Annotated in this window: 17 protein-coding genes; 14 read left to right on the forward strand and 3 right to left on the reverse strand. The window is 58.3% G+C overall.

Annotation, left to right across the window (positions count from 1 at the left end; translation table 11 throughout):
- The first annotated feature begins 33 nt into the window (after positions 1-33).
- Positions 34-1,131: a cell division protein ZapE gene (gene zapE / locus VJ698_RS09810; protein WP_324102555.1), complete on the forward strand. Its 1,098-nt coding sequence runs from the start codon at positions 34-36 to the stop codon at positions 1,129-1,131.
- 211 nt (positions 1,132-1,342) lie between these two features.
- The gene (locus VJ698_RS09815) at positions 1,343-1,939 is read left to right on the forward strand and encodes a hypothetical protein (protein ID WP_324102556.1); all 597 of its coding nucleotides are present in this window, start codon (positions 1,343-1,345) and stop codon (positions 1,937-1,939) included.
- Between the two features lie 50 nt (positions 1,940-1,989).
- Here the strand turns inward: VJ698_RS09815 and VJ698_RS09820 are convergent, their stop codons facing one another.
- Positions 1,990-2,796: a PP2C family serine/threonine-protein phosphatase gene (locus VJ698_RS09820; RefSeq protein WP_324102557.1), complete on the reverse strand. Its 807-nt coding sequence runs from the start codon at positions 2,794-2,796 to the stop codon at positions 1,990-1,992.
- A gap of 247 nt (positions 2,797-3,043) precedes the next feature.
- Between VJ698_RS09820 and VJ698_RS09825 the strand changes: the two genes are divergently transcribed.
- The 3 genes from VJ698_RS09825 to VJ698_RS09835 all read left to right on the forward strand — a co-directional run bounded on the left by VJ698_RS09825 (position 3,044) and on the right by VJ698_RS09835 (position 6,325).
- Entirely contained in the window at positions 3,044-3,244 is a 201-nt protein-coding gene (locus VJ698_RS09825; RefSeq protein ID WP_324102558.1) for a YdcH family protein, read from the forward strand.
- A 44-nt stretch (positions 3,245-3,288) separates the two neighbouring features.
- The gene (locus VJ698_RS09830; protein ID WP_324102559.1) at positions 3,289-5,307 is read left to right on the forward strand and encodes an ATP-dependent DNA helicase; all 2,019 of its coding nucleotides are present in this window, start codon (positions 3,289-3,291) and stop codon (positions 5,305-5,307) included.
- 79 nt (positions 5,308-5,386) lie between these two features.
- Positions 5,387-6,325, forward strand: a complete 939-nt coding sequence (locus VJ698_RS09835) for a flagellar brake protein (protein WP_324102560.1) — start codon at positions 5,387-5,389, stop codon at positions 6,323-6,325.
- A gap of 105 nt (positions 6,326-6,430) precedes the next feature.
- Here the strand turns inward: VJ698_RS09835 and VJ698_RS09840 are convergent, their stop codons facing one another.
- Positions 6,431-7,411 carry an NADPH:quinone oxidoreductase family protein gene (locus VJ698_RS09840; protein WP_324102561.1) on the reverse strand — a complete coding sequence of 327 codons (981 nt, stop codon included), beginning with the start codon at positions 7,409-7,411 and terminating at the stop codon, positions 6,431-6,433.
- Between the two features lie 122 nt (positions 7,412-7,533).
- Here VJ698_RS09840 and surE point away from each other — a divergent pair, with 122 nt between their 5' ends.
- The 6 genes from surE to rlmD all read left to right on the forward strand — a co-directional run bounded on the left by surE (position 7,534) and on the right by rlmD (position 13,344).
- Positions 7,534-8,271: a 5'/3'-nucleotidase SurE gene (gene surE / locus VJ698_RS09845; RefSeq protein ID WP_324102562.1), complete on the forward strand. Its 738-nt coding sequence runs from the start codon at positions 7,534-7,536 to the stop codon at positions 8,269-8,271.
- Positions 8,268-9,125, forward strand: a complete 858-nt coding sequence (locus VJ698_RS09850) for a protein-L-isoaspartate(D-aspartate) O-methyltransferase (protein WP_324102563.1) — start codon at positions 8,268-8,270, stop codon at positions 9,123-9,125. The genes surE and VJ698_RS09850 overlap by 4 nt, the downstream gene beginning before the upstream one ends.
- Positions 9,126-9,184: 59 nt before the next feature.
- Entirely contained in the window at positions 9,185-10,129 is a 945-nt protein-coding gene (locus VJ698_RS09855; RefSeq protein ID WP_324102564.1) for a peptidoglycan DD-metalloendopeptidase family protein, read from the forward strand.
- Positions 10,130-11,161, forward strand: coding sequence for an RNA polymerase sigma factor RpoS (gene rpoS, locus VJ698_RS09860; protein ID WP_324102565.1), 1,032 nt, complete (start codon positions 10,130-10,132; stop codon positions 11,159-11,161).
- Positions 11,158-11,928 carry a 3'-5' exonuclease gene (locus VJ698_RS09865; RefSeq protein ID WP_324102566.1) on the forward strand — a complete coding sequence of 257 codons (771 nt, stop codon included), beginning with the start codon at positions 11,158-11,160 and terminating at the stop codon, positions 11,926-11,928. Before rpoS ends, VJ698_RS09865 begins: the two co-directional genes overlap by 4 nt.
- Before the next feature lie 75 nt (positions 11,929-12,003).
- Positions 12,004-13,344: a 23S rRNA (uracil(1939)-C(5))-methyltransferase RlmD gene (rlmD, locus tag VJ698_RS09870; protein ID WP_324102567.1), complete on the forward strand. Its 1,341-nt coding sequence runs from the start codon at positions 12,004-12,006 to the stop codon at positions 13,342-13,344.
- A gap of 71 nt (positions 13,345-13,415) precedes the next feature.
- On the opposite strand, the gene VJ698_RS09875 is transcribed toward rlmD, so the two are convergent.
- Entirely contained in the window at positions 13,416-14,108 is a 693-nt protein-coding gene (locus VJ698_RS09875; protein WP_324102568.1) for a Bax inhibitor-1/YccA family protein, read from the reverse strand.
- Positions 14,109-14,325: 217 nt separating this feature from the next.
- Between VJ698_RS09875 and ndk the strand changes: the two genes are divergently transcribed.
- The 3 genes from ndk (at position 14,326) to pilW (ending at position 16,783) form a co-directional block, all read left to right on the forward strand.
- Positions 14,326-14,751, forward strand: a complete 426-nt coding sequence (gene ndk / locus VJ698_RS09880) for a nucleoside-diphosphate kinase (RefSeq protein WP_324102569.1) — start codon at positions 14,326-14,328, stop codon at positions 14,749-14,751.
- A gap of 65 nt (positions 14,752-14,816) precedes the next feature.
- Positions 14,817-15,986 carry a 23S rRNA (adenine(2503)-C(2))-methyltransferase RlmN gene (rlmN, locus tag VJ698_RS09885; protein WP_324102570.1) on the forward strand — a complete coding sequence of 390 codons (1,170 nt, stop codon included), beginning with the start codon at positions 14,817-14,819 and terminating at the stop codon, positions 15,984-15,986.
- 14 nt (positions 15,987-16,000) lie between these two features.
- Positions 16,001-16,783, forward strand: a complete 783-nt coding sequence (pilW, locus tag VJ698_RS09890) for a type IV pilus biogenesis/stability protein PilW (protein WP_414691138.1) — start codon at positions 16,001-16,003, stop codon at positions 16,781-16,783.
- Positions 16,784-16,823: the final 40 nt, after the last annotated feature.

Consider the following 16,823-nt stretch of genomic DNA (forward strand, 5'->3'; position numbering starts at 1 on the left):
ATTGCACGGCAGGGATAAGCGAACTTACAAGATATGAATGTCAGGGAGTATTACGAGCACGCGCTTGCACAGCGCGGATACACATCGGACGAGGCGCAACTGAAGGCAGTGGTGCGGCTGCAGCAGGCATACGAGGAATGGGTTGCGTACAAATCGCAGCGCTCCAGCAAGATCAAGCGCCTGATCAGCCGCCCCGAGGTGCCGCGCGGCGTCTACATGTGGGGTGGCGTCGGGCGAGGTAAGTCCTTCCTGATGGACAGCTTCTATTCGGTTGTCCCGGTGGTCCGCAAGACCCGCTTGCATTTTCATGAGTTCATGCGGGGCGTGCATCGCCAGCTCGACGACCTGAAAGGCGTGGCTGATCCGCTCAATGAAGTGGCGAGGCGCATCGCCAGGAAATATCGGCTAATCTGCTTCGACGAATTCCATGTGTCCGACATCGCGGACGCGATGATCCTGTATAACCTGCTCAAGGCATTGTTCGACAATGGCGTATCGTTCGTCATGACGTCCAACTACATGCCCGACACCCTTTATCCGGATGGCCTGCACCGGGATCGCGTACTGCCGGCGATCACTCTGCTCAAGAGCAAGCTCGATGTGCTGAACGTCGATGCCGGCCGCGATTACCGCAAGAGGGCGCTGGAACAAGTGGAGATGTACCATACTCCGCTGGGAGCCGCTGCGGACCATGCGTTGCGCAACGCCTTTGCCAATATTGCAGAGACCGCGGACGAGGATCCGCGCATCCACATCGAGTCGCGCGAGATAAAGGCCTTGCGGCGTGCCGGCGGAGCCGTGTGGTTCGACTTCGCGACACTCTGCGGCGGCCCGCGCTCGCAAAATGATTACCTCGAAATCGCCAGCTGTTTTCACACCGTTATCCTTTCCGGCGTGCCGCGCATGTCGGCTTCGATGTCGTCCGAGGCGCGCCGGTTCACCTGGCTGATCGACGTCCTGTACGATCACAAGGTCAAGCTGCTCATGTCGGCGGAAGTGGAGCCGGAAGAGCTGTACACCGAGGGCATGCTGGCCAATGAATTCCATCGCACGGTCTCGCGCATCATCGAGATGCAATCGACCGAGTACATGATCAGCGAACGTCGCGACGTCATTGCCTCCATTGCATGACAATCGCCTGACGTGCGAAGAGGGAGGCACCATGAATCGTATCCTGCATAGTCTGAACCGTCGCGGCGTCTTTCGCCTCGGCTTTGCCTGCCTACTTCATGCCGCGGGCGCCATGCTGATTCTTCCTGTTGCACATGCCGGGCAAGAGGATACTTCCCCGTCAACGAATGTCGCAATGCGCTATCCGTCGGGTTCGATCCAGTCGGATGACATGGCGGATGCGGCAATCGCGGACGCGGCAAAGGAGCGTGCCGAGGTTCAGGCGCGCTACGCCGCTGAAGAGCAGGCCTGCCAATCCAGGTTCTTTGCGACCTCATGCATCGATGAAGCAAAAGAGCGGCGACGCAAGGCGCTGGCGACGGTGCGTGCGGTCGAGCTGGAAGCGGATACGTTCAAGCGGAAGGCGCGTGTTGCAGAGCGGGACAAGGCACTGGCTGACAGGCAGGCGCAGGAAGTGCGAAAGCAAGAGGAGGCTGAGCGACAGAAGATGGCTGCGCCCGACGGTGAAAACATGGCGAAGACACCGCAAGCTTCAAAGGCACCTGAACTGCCACGGAAGGGCCCGGCTTCCGACAATCGTACTGCGAAGCACGAAGCCAGGCTAAAGCAGATTCGCGCAAAAGAGGCAGCGGAGGCGAAAATGCGCGAGGAAAATGTCGCCGCTTACAAGAGAAAAGTTGAGGAAGCCAAAGAGCATCAGAAAGAGGTGGAGCTCAAGAAGGCGGAAAAAGAGCAAAAGCGCAAGGGCAGGCAAGACACGCAAGCGGGCCAGCAGCAACCAGGCCAGCAGCAATCAGGTCAACAATAAGCCGGTGCAGCGCCGTTCCGCTTCATCAGGCCGCGCCGCGTTCCTGGGAATTACACGGCGCGCTTCATCTTGCCGACTGTATAAGCTTTGGATTCCCGCGGCTGTTCCACCAGTCTTACAACGGCCAATGTGCAATTATCTCCCGTGCCATCCGTCGCCCGTTCGCGCGCCTTGTTGATCAGCATTTCCGACGCCTGGCGAGGTGAATTCATCGCGATTGCGGCGCCAAGTTCGGTATCCGAAAAATAGTGCCAGAGACCGTCGGTGCAAAGCAGGAATGAGTCACCCGCCTTGAGCCCGTCGTGACGCCCGATGGTGACGTCCGGCTCGCGTTCGTGCGATCCCAGGGCATTGACAAGAACGTTCGATAATTGATGGTTCTGCGCTTCCTCGCGCGGCAGCTTGCCTTCCTTGACCAGCATTTCGACGTAGGAGTGGTCGACGGTGCGCTCGGCACAGTTGGGGCCGTCGAAACGGTAAAGCCGTGAATCGCCGACATGCGCCCAGATCGCGCTTCGTTCCGGGGTGATGACGAGCGCAACCATCGTACTGTGGGGCTTTTTTTCGGACGAAATTGCGGTCAGCTTGATGATCGTGTGCGCATCATGCGCGATCGATTCCAGGATCTTCTCAACCTTATCGGTCTGCGGCGAGAAGAGATCGAATGCCAGTTTCGCGCTGCGAATGACTTGCTCCGCCGCAAGCGCTCCACCGCTGAGACCTCCCATACCGTCGGCGAGAATCGCCATGATGTAGCCGGGCGCCTTCGGCGCAGCAAACAATGCAGCGCGATCCTGCTGCTCCTTGCGATCGCCGATGTGCTGACCGGTGCCTGCTTCAATCTTGTATTGGCTCATGGATGTCGGTGGATTAAACTGCTGTGGGGCAAAAAATTATTACATGCACCAAAATCTTGTCGTGTACTTGTAGGTGTTTGTTACATCTTTTCATGTCATTTCGTGGGGATAAACAACATTTGAATGTTGCCCTGATGCATGATGGCTGCGTGCCGCGAACAGATCGGCAAAGGAGGAGGGCGATCGCATGCTATGCGCCCAACGCGTTCACTTTTAAAATATAGGCTAAACACTCATTTCCGAGACCATGATCCCACTGGAAGAAATACAACGAAGAATCGTCGAGCTGGAGGTAGAACATCGCGATCTCGATGCAGTCATAGAACTCTTGAGCCGCGATGTCCTGCACGACGAGCTTCAACTGCGCCGTTTGAAAAAGCGCAAGCTCCAGCTCAAGGATCATATAACATTGCTTAAAATGCAACTTATTCCCGATATTCCTGCCTGATTTTTCGGGGCATGGGAAACTGACCTCCCTGATTACCATCCGCTTTGACAGAACACTCCGCTTCACCGCCCGCACAGGGAAATCACGACGCCGACATCGAACAGCTGTTTGACGCGAACGGCTCGCTCAGCCACGCGGTTGCCGGTTTTCGTCCGCGCCAATCGCAAACCGAAATGGCGAAAGCTATCGCCGCAGCCATCGGCGGACAGAAGACACTGATCGCCGAAGCCGGCACGGGCACCGGAAAAACCTTCGCCTACCTCGTGCCGGCCCTGCTCTGGGGCGGTAAGGTCATTCTGTCCACCGGCACCAAGAACCTTCAGGACCAGCTCTATTTGCGTGATATTCCGACGGTGCGCAAGGCGCTCGGTGCGCCGGTATCGGTCGCGCTCCTGAAAGGCCGCGCCAACTACGTCTGTCACTTCCACCTCGAACGAACCTTGCAGAACGGCCGCCTCACCTCGCGTGAGGATGTCGGCTATCTCCGCGAAATCTCGCGCTTCATCAAGACCACAAGTTCGGGAGACAAGGCCGAGTTGTCCCGCGTGCCGGAGTCGGCGCCGGTGTGGAACCTCGTTACCTCGACGCGCGATACCTGCCTCGGCGCAGAATGCCAGTACTACCAGGACTGCTTCGTCATGAAGGCGCGCAAGGAAGCGCAGCAGGCTGACGTCGTCGTCGTCAATCACCATCTTTTTTTCGCCGACGTCGCGCTCAAGGACACCGGCGTGGCGGAGCTGCTGCCTTCGGCGAACACCATCATCTTCGACGAGGCGCACCAGCTTCCGGAGACGGCGACGCTGTTTTTTGGCGAAACTGTGTCAACGTCGCAAGTGCTTGAGCTGTGCCGCGACGTGCTGGCGGAAGGCCTGGCTCATGCGCGGGATGGCGCGGAATGGGCGAAGGTCGTTGCTCCGGTCGAGCGTGCCGCGCGCGACCTGCGCCTGGCGTTTCCCCAGGATGTCGTGCGCCTGGCAGTCAATCAGATTGCGACTTCCAGTCCGTTCTTCCCGGCGCTGGAGAAACTGAAGGATGAACTCGATGCGATGACCGCGGTGCTGGAGAAGCAGGCAGAGCGAGCGGAAACCATCGAGCAATGCCGGGTGCGGGCGATTGAGCTAGGCAACAAGCTGGAAGCATGGGCCAAGGCGCAAGCCGGCCATGGCGACGTCGAGGCCGGACAGGAGCGTGTGCTCTGGGTCGAAGCATTTTCCTCGTCCCTGCAATTGCACCAGACGCCGCTGTCCATTGCACCGGTTTTCAGCAAGCAGCGTGAAGGCTCACCGCGCGCATGGATTTTCACCTCGGCCACGCTGGCAGTGAAAAACGATTTCAGTCACTACATTTCGCAGATGGGCCTGTGGGATGAGCCGGCGCAGTCCTGGCCCAGTCCATTTGATTATGGCCGACAGGGACTGCTGTACGTTCCGGAACACCTGCCGGAACCGAACTCCTTTGACTATACCGACGCCGTGATCGATGCCGCATTGCCGGTGATCGAAGCGTCGGCAGGGCGCGCTTTCCTGTTGTGCACGACCATACGCGCGGTGAACCGCGCCGCGGAGCGCCTGCGGGAGGAATTCGACAAGCGCAAGCTGCCGTTTCCGCTTCTGGTGCAAGGCGAGGCGGGCCGAACCGAGCTGCTCGACCGTTTCCGCGCTGCGGGGAATGCGGTCCTGATCGGCAGCCAGAGTTTCTGGGAGGGCGTCGACGTGCGGGGCGAGGCGCTATCGCTCGTCATTATCGACAAGCTGCCGTTTTCGCCACCGGACGATCCGGTGCTCGCCGCGCGCATCGACGCGCTGGAAAAGAAAGGGCTGAACGGCTTCGTCCATCACCAGCTCCCGGAGACTATCATCAACCTGAAGCAGGGCGCCGGACGGCTGATTCGCGATGAAACCGACCGCGGCGTGCTGATGATTTGCGACCCACGTCTGATTTCAAAGCCGTACGGCCGTCGCATATGGCAGAGCCTCCCGCCGTTCAAGCGGACCCGCGAGCCGGCAGTTGTGCAGGCATTCTTTCGCGGCGAGCAGCAGGAAGACGGCGCACAGGCATCCTGATAGTAGCTATACTAGTCGTGCCCAAAATTCTGGCACGGGCCGCCGATCAGATTGTTTTGCATGAGGTTGAAAGGCTTGCATGGCTGACCCCGCTATTTCCTTGATTCCGGTACGCGCATCCGAACTGGCTGTCGGCAAACCGGTACCTCGTGCGGTATACGACTGGCACGGGAACCTCCTGCTGGCGTCAGGCTGCATCATCGAAAGCCAGAGCCAGTTGGACGGACTGACGACCAATGGGTTCGTCAACGATCCGAAGTGGGATCTTTATACGGGCGAGCGCAAGGCGCCAGCAGCCATTCCCCTCTCCAACAGAAGACCTGACCCTCCGGGCGAGGCTGTCATCGAGGACGCCGGCGCCGGCATCAAGGAAAGCCTGGTCGCCATGGACGACGTGCGCTGGTATGTCGGTGAAACGCTGTACTTGCAGCTGCTCGATAATCCCGCCATTCGCTACACGGTCCGTCTGATTGGCTTTGTAAAGAACAAGACGGTCCTGGTGACCGCGCCGGCGGTGGACGGCAAGTTTGAATTCATTCGCGATGGTCAGACCTTTGTGGTCCGTGCGTTTTCCGGAAAGAAGGCGTTTGCCTTCGTGGGATCGGCAGTGAAATCAGTACATTCGCCACATCCCTACCTGCACCTGTCGTATCCCAAGGAAGTACGCTGCGCGGTCGTACGACGCGGTGCTCGCGCCCAAGTCAGGATCATTGCCTCTGTTTCGCTTGGCCAGCCGGAACGGGTCGGGGCAGCGACACTGATCGACATGAGTATCGGTGGCACGTCGGGTGTCATGAAGCAGGCGTTTGGTGTGAAGGGGGATGAGGGGCAGATCAAGTTCAAGGTGCACGCGGCCGGCCAGGATGAATACCTGAACCTCAAGATGGCGCTGCGTTCAATCTCGCCGTCAGAGAACGGTGACGGCTACCGCCACGGCTTCGAGTTCCTCGACCTGCCCGTTCATGATCGCTTGATCCTGTCAGCGTTTGTCCACCAGACGCTTGCCGAGGGTTTCTAGAATCTATTGGCCTGCATCGGCGAGAGGCGGGCCACCTGACTTGCCGAACTGGTGCCCTCGCTCTTCCGGCAGGCTTGCCGCGTACCGAAAACGAGGGCTGCGCAATCACCGCTGCGGTTGAATGACGACTTTGCCGGTAACCTTGCGGGCTGCCATGTCGTTCAGCGCATGCGGTGTTTCGGCCAGAGCATATCGTCCCGAGATGTGCGGCCTGAGCTTGCCTTCGGCCATCCATTTCAGCAATTCCTGCATCGCCGCCTGGTTGGCTTTCGGTTCGCGCCGGGTAAATTCACCCCAGAACACGCCGACGATGGAAGCACCCTTCAGCAGCGGCAGGTTGAGCGGCAGCTTCGGAATTTCGCCGTTGGCAAAGCCGATCACCAGGTAACGCCCGCGCCATCCTATCGAGCGGAATGCCGGCTCCGCGTAGATGCCTCCAACGGGATCATAGATCACGTCCGGCCCCTTGCCGTCCGTCGCCGCCTTGATCGCTTCGCGCAGATCCTGGGTGCTGTAGTTGATGACGGCGTCCGCCCCATGCTCCTTGCAGATGGCGAGCTTTTCATCAGAGGATGCCGCGGCGATCACTCGCGCGCCGAGGGCTTTGCCAATTTCGATTGCTGCCAGGCCGACGCCGCCGGCGGCGCCGAGCACCAGCATGGTTTCGCCTGCCTTGAGCTGCGCGCGATCTGCCACCGCGTGATGCGATGTGCCGTAGGTCAAGGTGATCGCCGCAGCTGTGTCGAAATCGAGACCTGGCGGAATCGGCATCACTACCTTCTCACTCGCCGCGATCTGCTGCGCAAAGGCACCTTGGCTGACGAAGGCGAGCACCTTGTCGCCAGGCTTGAACTGCGTCACGCCTTCGCCGACTGCGCGCACGACACCCGCCAGTTCGCTGCCAGGCGTGAAGGGAAGCTCAGGCTTGAACTGGTACTTGCCCTGGATGATCAATACATCCGGAAAGTTGACGCCAGCGGCATAGACATCGATCGCAACCTGGCCAGGTCCGGGAACGATATCCGGCAGATCCTCTACAACCAGTGTGTCAGGCAGGCCCCATGATTTGCAGAGGATGGCTTTCATTGTGTCTCCTTGGAGGTTTTCTTGCGGGTTATAAAAACGAACGACCGTTTTATTTTAGGCATGTGCAGCAAAATGTCAACAACCGCAAGGGAGAGCGATATTGCTTCGGTTAAAATTCGACTATGAAAATTCTTATCAGTAACGATGATGGATATCTGGCGCCGGGAATTATCGCTCTTGCCGATGCATTGAAACCGATTGCCGAAATCATTGTCGTTGCCCCTGACAGCAATCGATCGGGCAGTTCGAATTCCCTTTCGCTGGACCGTCCGCTCTCCGTTTTTCGCGCCGATAACGGATCGTACTTTGTAAACGGTACACCCACCGATTGCGTCCACGTGGCATTGACCGGAGGCTTCTCATTCAAGCCCGACCTGATCGTCTCGGGGATCAACCAGGGCCAGAACATGGGCGACGATACGTTGTACTCCGGCACGGTTGCAGCCGCGACCGAAGGATATCTTTTCGGCATCCCGTCGATTGCATTTTCGCAAGTCCATAAAGGCTGGGAGCATCTGGATACGGCGGCACGCATTGCGCGCGAGATTGTTGAACGCGACTTCAAGATGCTGCAAAAGCCGTATTTGTTGAACATTAATGTTCCCAATCTGCCCTACGACCAGATCAAGGGGATCAGAGCGACTCGCCTTGGTAAGCGGCATGAATCCGAAGCAGTGATCAAGACGCAGGATCCGCATGGTCGCGAGATTTTCTGGATCGGGCCGGCAGGCAAGGAGAAAGATGCCGGTGAAGGAACCGACTTCCATGCAGTGGCAAATGGCTATGTCTCGATAACGCCGCTGCAGGTTGACCTGACCCACGTCGCCCAGCTGGATATGCTCGGGAAAGGATTGTCATGAGCGGCAAGGACCGGCGCTTCCCGTTACCTCTGTCTTCCGTTGTTGAAAAAAGTGCCCGTACGGCCGTGCCCGGTTCCGGGTCGGCCATCAGGATTGCGACACCTCAAACGGCGACACAAAATGCTGCGCAAAATGTGACTCGGGTCATGGAGCCTGGGGAAAACGGCGCGATACGGAGCATGCCGCCCTCAACGCCTTCGCGCTCGGCGCCGCTGGTTTCCGACGCAATCCGCCTTGCCATGGTCGCACGTGTCGCGAAGCAGGGTGTCAAGGATGCCAAAGTGCTGGCTGCGATGGAAGCGGTACCTCGCCACCTGTTCGTGCAGCCGGGACTTGTGAGCCAGGCCTACATCGACGCCTCCTTGCCGATCGGGCACCACCAGACAATTTCGCAGCCCTATATCGTGGCGCGAATGATCGAGGTCATGCGCGACAATGCCAACGGGCGAAGGCTAGACAAGGTCCTTGAGATCGGCACCGGATGCGGCTACCAGGCCGCCGTTCTTTCGCTTGTCGCGAATGAGGTTTATTCAATCGAACGCATCAAGCCTTTGCATGAACTTGCCAAAACCAACCTCCGTCCATTGCGGATTGCGAATATCCGTTTGCAGTATGGAGATGGTATGCTTGGGCTTCCGCAGGCGGCGCCATTCGACGGTATCATTCTGGCGGCCGCAGGTCTGGAAGTTCCGCAAACCCTATTGGATCAAATGAGTATTGGCGGCAGACTGGTCGCCCCGGTTGGTGCTCGCCACCAGGTCCTGCAACTTGTCGAACGCATCAGCAGGTTCGAATGGAGAAGCAGCACGCTGGAAGATTGCCATTTCGTTCCGCTGCGCCCTGGCGTCGTTTAGCGAGTGCCGGATCAGAGCGATGACTGGCACGCTGCCGCCACATGGTTGAATGTATGAGAATGAGAAAAGCACGTTTCGTATGCCTGGCACTTCTGCCGGCTTTTATCGCTGCATGTACCACCACGCCTCGCCAGGGTGCGCCCGTGGTGGAACGGACCGCGCCAGGCGCGAAGGCATCGGAAGCCGCGAAGGCAAGCCAGCCGGCAGCACCCAAGCAGGCGGACAGCCGCGGCTATTATGTAGTGAAAAAAGGCGATACGCTGATCCAGATCGCGCTCGACTTTGGTCAGAACTACCGCGACCTGGTGGCCTGGAACAATCTTGCCAACCCGAATGACATCAAGGTGGATCAACTGCTGCGCGTGCTCCCGCCGGAAGGTGGCGCGCAGACCGCGCCCGTCGCCACGTCTTCCGGCGTAGAGGTTCGCCCGCTGCCGTCATCGGCTGCTGCCAGTGCTGGCACGGGGATGCACAAGTCGTCGCCCCGTGGCGAAAAGCGCCCCTATTCCGAAAGTGCACTAGCGGAGATGCAGAAGCCGGATGCTCCAAACGGAAGCGCGCCGACGGTGGCGAAGACGGAGCCTGCAAAGCACATCGAGAAAACGCCCGAAACGCCGGCTCCTGCGATTCCCGAAGACGAGAACATCTCATGGATCTGGCCTGCGGATGGAAAGATCATTTCCGGCTTCAGTGACGGCAAGCGGGGTATCGATATTGCCGGCAAGATGGGACAGCCAGTCCTGGCGGCGGGATCGGGCAAAGTGCTGTATGCTGGCAGCGGAATACGCGGTTATGGCAATCTGGTTATTGTCAAGCATTCGAATAATTTGCTCTCGGCATATGCGCACAACAAAACCATCTTCGTAAAAGAGGATCAAAGTGTTAGCAAAGGCCAAAAGATTGCGGAAATGGGTAATTCGGATGCGGATGAAGTGAAGCTGCATTTCGAGATCCGCCAGCAAGGGAAGCCAGTCGATCCATCAAAATTTCTGCCCAGTCGCTAAATGAATCGCAATCCCCACGACCCCCTCGATGACGAATCCATACCGGACGAACTTGCGGACGGCATGCCTCTGAATGTCGCCGAGGAAGGTGATGGCGGATTGAACGAAGATAACGAAGCTTCGGCTGGCGGCGAGGGTGCGGCTACGCCGGCGGTCGATCCGGTGGAAGAGCTGAAGACAGTGCTCGCCGCTGAACTGTCGACCGACACGACCCAGCACTACCTGAACCAGATCGGCGCACGTCCGCTCCTGTCGGTCGAAGAAGAGATTCATTTTGCGACGCTGGCAAAGCACGGTAATTTTGAGGCGCGCCAGAAAATGATCGAGCACAACCTGCGCCTGGTCGTCTCGATTGCCAAGCATTACATCAATCGCGGTGTCGTCCTGCTCGACCTGATCGAAGAGGGCAACCTCGGCCTGATGCGCGCCATCGACAAGTTCGAGCCGGAGCGCGGATTTCGCTTCTCCACCTATGCCACATGGTGGATCCGCCAGAGCATCGAACGCGCGATCATGAACCAGGCCCGCACCGTGCGCCTGCCGGTCCACATGGTGCGTGAATTGAACCAGATCCTGCGCGCCAAATACCATTTGGAAGCGCAGCACCATGATGGCAAGGATGCGACCGCAGAGGACATTGCCCACCTGGTGGACAGGCCTGTCGAAGACGTGCAGGACATCCTTGCGTTGTCCGAGCACGCAACCTCGCTCGATGCGCCGCTCGACAACGATCCGCAGGCCAGCCTGATGGATATGTTGCCAGGCGACTTGGACGATGGCCCCGACTCGCGCGCCGAGCAGCATGAGATGACTATCCTGGTGCGCGACTGGTTGAAGAAGCTGCCTGACAAGCAGCGCATTGTCATCATCCGCCGCTTCGGGCTCGACAACGACGATCCGGCCACGCTGGAAGAACTGGCTGCCGAGATGAGCGTCACGCGCGAACGCGTGCGGCAGATCCAACAGGAAGCCCTTGTGAAGCTAAAGCGCGCCCTGACGGCGCGCGGCGTCGGCAAGGATGCGCTGCTGTGATTCCGGTCCTGGTATTTGACATCGAGACGATTCCCGATGTGGCTGGCTTGCGGGCATTGAATGGCTTGCCAGCATCCATGTCCGATGCCGAAGTCGCGGCCGCCGCATTCGCCGCGCGAAAGGAAAAAAGCGGTTCGGAATTTCTACAACACCATTTACACAGGGTCGCCGCGATCTCCTGTGTTTTTCGCGACAACGAAGGATTCCGCGTGCGCTCCCTGGGAAACCTTGAAGACCAGGAAGCAAAACTGGTATATGACTTTTTCCGCATCATTGACAGGTATACGCCGCAACTCGTGTCATGGAACGGCGGCGGATTTGACTTGCCGGTGCTTCACTATCGCGCCATGATCAATGGCGTGACCGCCTCCCGCTACTGGGAGATGGGTGACGAAGACCGCGACTTCAAGTGGAACAACTACCTGAGCCGGTATCACACCCGCCACCTGGACCTGATGGATCTGCTGGCTCTTTACACCGGGCGGGCGAACGCACCGTTGGACGATCTGGCCAAGCTGTGCGGTTTTCCCGGCAAGCTCGGCGTGGACGGCTCGCAGGTCTGGAACCTGTTCCAGGAAGGCCGGCTGCGCGAGATCCGCGACTATTGCGAGACCGATGTGGTGAACACCTATCTCGTGTACTGCCGGTTTCAGCTCATGCGCGGCATCCTTACGCAGACGGCTTACGAAGAAGAGGTGTCGCTGGTCCGGTCCTCGCTGGCCGCGCTTGATGCGCCGCAGTGGAAGGAATATCTCGCCGCATGGTAGCCTGACGCGGCTTCCGCGCTTGCGGCTTTTTTACACACCTCGGGCCAAGCAGGCCCGGCAATTCAATTCAGTCTTATGCAGCACACTATCATCGAAATCGAATCCCTCGACATGGAAGGCCGGGGCGTCGGCCATTTGCAGAATGAGGACGGCACCCCGGGCAAGGTGATTTTCGTGGAAGGCGCATTGCCGGGGGAGCGCGTCAGCTTCCAGTCGTTTCGCAAGAAGCCGAAATGGGAGGCGGCAACGCTGACGGAACTCCACCGCGAGTCTTTCCTGCGCGTCAGGCCGAAGTGCGTCTATTTCGGCACCTGCGGCGGCTGTGCCATGCAGCACCTGGAGCCTGCGGCCCAAGTCGCCATCAAGCAGCGCGTGCTGGAAGACAACCTGTGGCACATCGGCAAAGTGCGCCCCGAGATGATGATGCGTCCGATCTACGGACCGACCTGGGGGTATCGCTATCGCGCGCGCCTGTCGGTGCGCAACGTCCAGAAAAAGGGCGGAGTGCTCGTTGGTTTCCACGAAAGGAAGTCATCGTATATCGCGGACATGAAGACCTGCGAAATCCTGCCTCCTCATGTGTCAGCGATGCTGGTGCCCTTGCGCATGCTGGTGCAATCGCTGAGCATTTTCGAGCAGATGCCGCAAATCGAACTTGCTGTCGGTGAGGACGTCACCGCGCTGGTACTGCGCATCATGGCGCCGCTGACGGCGGAAGACGAGGATAGGCTGAAGGCGTTCGCGGATGAATACAAGGTGCAGTGGTGGCTACAGCCGAAGGGGCCTGACACGGTGTATCCCTTCTATCCGACCGATGTGCAACTGCACTATGTGTTGCCTGAATTCGGTGTGAAGATGCCGTTCAAGCCGACTGACTTTACCCAGGTGAATCACCACATCAACCGCGTGCTTGTAGCGAAAGCCTTGCGCTTGCTTGATACGCAACCGGATGAGCGGGTGGCCGACCTGTTCTGCGGCCTCGGCAACTTCACTTTGCCGCTTGCAACGCAGGCGCGCGAAGTTGTCGGTATCGAGGGAAGCACGGCGCTCACCGAGCGGGCGCTGGAAAATGCCAATGCGAACGGACTGGCTGAGAAGACGAAATTTTTCTGCCGCAACCTCTTCGAGGCGACATCCGAGGATTTTGAAGCGCTCGGCAAGTTCGACCGTATGCTGATCGACCCGCCACGCGAAGGCGCGATTGCCGTGTGCCAGGCAATCGTCGCGCTTGGGGAAAAACAGCCGGAAATGCGCCCGAAGCGCATTGTCTATGTGTCATGCAATCCGTCGACGCTCGCACGGGACGCCGGATTCCTCGTGCATCAGGGTGGGTACCTGTTGCGTCAGGCCGGTGTCGTCAACATGTTCCCGCATACGGCGCACGTCGAATCCATCGCGGTCTTTGAACTCGCATAATAGGGTCTTGGGCAACAAAAAAGCCGATCACGGATCGGCTTTTTGATGAGAGGGGGAACGGGAATCGAAAATCAGTCGCGATCACCACCAAAAATCCCCAGCAAGGCCAGCAAGTTGGTGAAAATGTTGTAGAGGTCGAGATAGATGGCGAGCGTCGCCGTGATGTAATTCGTCTCACCGCCGTTGATGATCTGCTGGACGTCGAACAGGATGTAGGCGGAAAAGATCACGATCGCAAGCACCGAAATCACAAGAAACAGTGCCGGCAGATGCAGGAAGGCATTGGCCAATGCTGCCACCAGGATCACCAGGACGCCCACGAACAGCCACTTGCCCAGACCGGAGAAATCCCTCTTGGAGACTGTTGCAATCGTTGCCATGCCGCCGAAAATTGCGGCAGTGCCGCCAAATGCCATCATGATCAGGGAAGCGCCATTCGAAAAGCCAAGCACCATTCCGACCAGGCGTGACAGCATCAGGCCCATGAAAAAGGTGAAGCCGAGCAAGACCGCCACGCCCAGGCCGGAATTCTTGGTTTTCTCGATGGCATAAAAGAAGCCGAACGCAATTGCCATGAATGCAATGAACCCGAGCGCGGGGCTGCCGGCAAAGAACGAAAACCTGAGTTGCACACCCAGCCAGGCGCCAAGCACCGTGGGAATCATCGAGATCGCGAGCAGCCAGTACGTGTTGCGCAGTACGCGATTGCGGACGAGAAGCGCTTCATTCGATGCGCCATAGGTTTGCTGCAGTTGTTGATCCATGCTGTTGCCTCCGTTTTGTGTCATGCGGAACAAGGTGGTGCAAGGATAGCATGCACCTTTGCCTTGTACGATAGCTTGAGTACGGTGAAGTTCGACCTGCGCGTGTCCGGCAGAATCGCCAAAGTCCAATTGGAAAAGGCTTTCATGCTACAATAGAAGGTTAGTTGATTTCTAAATTTTTAATCTTAACCCTTTATTTTTATTGGAGTTTTTACAGATGGCAATCGAACGCACCCTGTCGATCATCAAACCGGACGCAGTTGCAAAGAACGTGATCGGTCAGATTTACGCCCGTTTCGAAAACGCTGGCCTGAAGATTGTTGCGGCACGCATGGCGCAACTGTCTCGCTCCGAAGCCGAGGGCTTCTACGCCGTCCACCGCGAGCGTCCGTTCTTCAAGGATCTGGTTGATTTCATGGTTTCCGGCCCGGTCATGATCCAGGTGCTGGAAGGCGAGAGCGCGATTGCGAAGAACCGCGAACTGATGGGCGCCACCGATCCCAAGAAGGCTGACAAGGGCACGATCCGCGCCGACTTCGCCGACTCCATCGATGCCAACGCCGTGCATGGTTCCGACGCCCCGGAAACCGCCAAGGTTGAAATCGCTTATTTCTTCCCGGCCCTGAACGTTTATTCCCGCTAATTGCAATGCCGTTCTCCTTGATGATACTGTTACTTCAAGGATGAACGGCGACATGAAATACCACTATGACGGCTCTCACCAATCTGCTGGATCTCGATCCCGCACAACTCGTTGCTTACTGTGCCGAGTTGGGGGAGAAGCCGTTTCGCGCGAAGCAGTTGCAGCGCTGGATCCATCAATTCGGCGCCAGCGATTTCGACGCGATGACCGACCTGGCGAAATCGTTGCGCGACAAGCTCAAGAGCCGCGCAACGATTGCCGCACCGTCGGTGATTACCGATCACACCTCGGCTGACGGCACTCGCAAGTGGTTGCTGGATGTCGGCCAGGGCAACGCGGTTGAAACCGTATTCATCCCCGAAGAAAATCGCGGTACGCTCTGCATATCGACGCAGGCTGGTTGTGCCGTGAATTGCCGTTTCTGCTCGACCGGCAAGCAGGGCTTCAGTCGCAATCTCACCGTAGGTGAAATCATCGGCCAGCTCTGGATGGCAGAATTCGAGCTGCGCAAAACCAAAGGCATCGAACCAGGCCCCAAGGGCGAGCGACAGATCACTAACGTCGTGATGATGGGCATGGGCGAACCGCTGCTAAACTTCGAGCCGACCGTCACGGCGCTCAAGCTGATGCTGGACGATAACGCATACGGCCTCTCGCGCCGGCGGGTTACCGTTTCAACGAGCGGCGTCGTGCCGATGATCGACAAGCTGTCCCAGGAATGCCCGGTTGCGCTGGCCGTGTCGCTGCACGCTTCCAACGATGCCTTGCGCGACGGACTGGTCCCGCTGAACAGGAAGTATCCCCTCGCCGAGTTGATGGCGGCATGCCGGCGCTACCTTGCTTTTGCGCCGCGGGATTTCATCACCTTCGAATACTGCATGCTGGATGGCGTCAATGACAGTGACGCACATGCGCGCGAGCTCGTTGCCCTGGTGCAGAACGGCGAGGATTCCGTACCTTGCAAGTTCAACCTGATTCCATTCAACCCGTTCCCCGAGTCCGGCCTGAAGCGTTCCAACAACGCACGCATCAAGGCTTTCGCGCAGATCCTGATGGATGCCGGCATCGTCACTACCATCCGCAAGACGCGTGGGGATGATATCGATGCCGCATGCGGCCAGCTGGCGGGCGAGATCCAGGATCGCACCAAGGTTCAGGAGCGCATGCAGAAAATGGCGGAATACCAGAAAAAGTTCGGCAAGAATTTCGGCCGCATCGTAGAGGTGCCCAGGTGATCAGAAAAAGTATCTTGGCCAGGTTTGTTCCCGTCATTGCATCGGTCGTCCTCTTCACCGCGTGTGGTTCAAGCCCGACGGCAGGTTCGCAATCCGAGCTGCGCACGAGCTCCGATCAGACCGACAACCAGAGGCGGGCGCGCATTCGCCTGCAACTGGCGGTCGGCTATTACGAGCAGCGGCAGCTTCCGGTAGCGCTGGATGAAATCAAGCGGGCATTGCAGGCCGATCCGGATTTCGCCGAAGCTTATGACATGCGCGCCCTGATCTACATGGACATGGGCGAAACCAAACTTGCCGAAGACAATTTCCAGCAGGCGCTCAGACTTTCGCCTAATACGCCCGACTTCAACAACAACTACGGCTGGTTCCTTTGCCAGAACGGACGCGAGAAGCAATCGATCACCTATTTTGAGGCGGCACTGAAGAACCATACCTACCGGTCGCCGGCAAAGGCGCTGAACAATGCGGGCATCTGCAGCCTGAAGATGAAGGACAGGGTTGCCGCGGAACGCTATTTTTCGCAGGCCTTCCAGAATGACCCGTCCAATCCGTCCACCAATGCCAATCTCGCCAAGCTCTATTACGATCTGCATGATTATCAGCGTGCGCGTTTCTATATCGGCCGGGTGATCAAGGCTGAGGTATTGACGGCGGACGTCTTGTGGCTGGCGGTCAAGATCGAGCACAAGCTTGGCGATTCTGTGGCGGAGAACAGCCTGGCCACGCAATTGCGTCGCCGGCATGGCAGTTCTCCAGAGTATGCCGCGTACCAGCGTGGAGCCTTCGATGACTGAACCAGGGACGAATGATTCGCCTGCCGCACGTGGCGTGCAG

It is taken from the genome of Noviherbaspirillum sp. (assembly GCF_035254685.1).
Classification (GTDB): Bacteria; Pseudomonadota; Gammaproteobacteria; order Burkholderiales; family Burkholderiaceae_D; genus Noviherbaspirillum.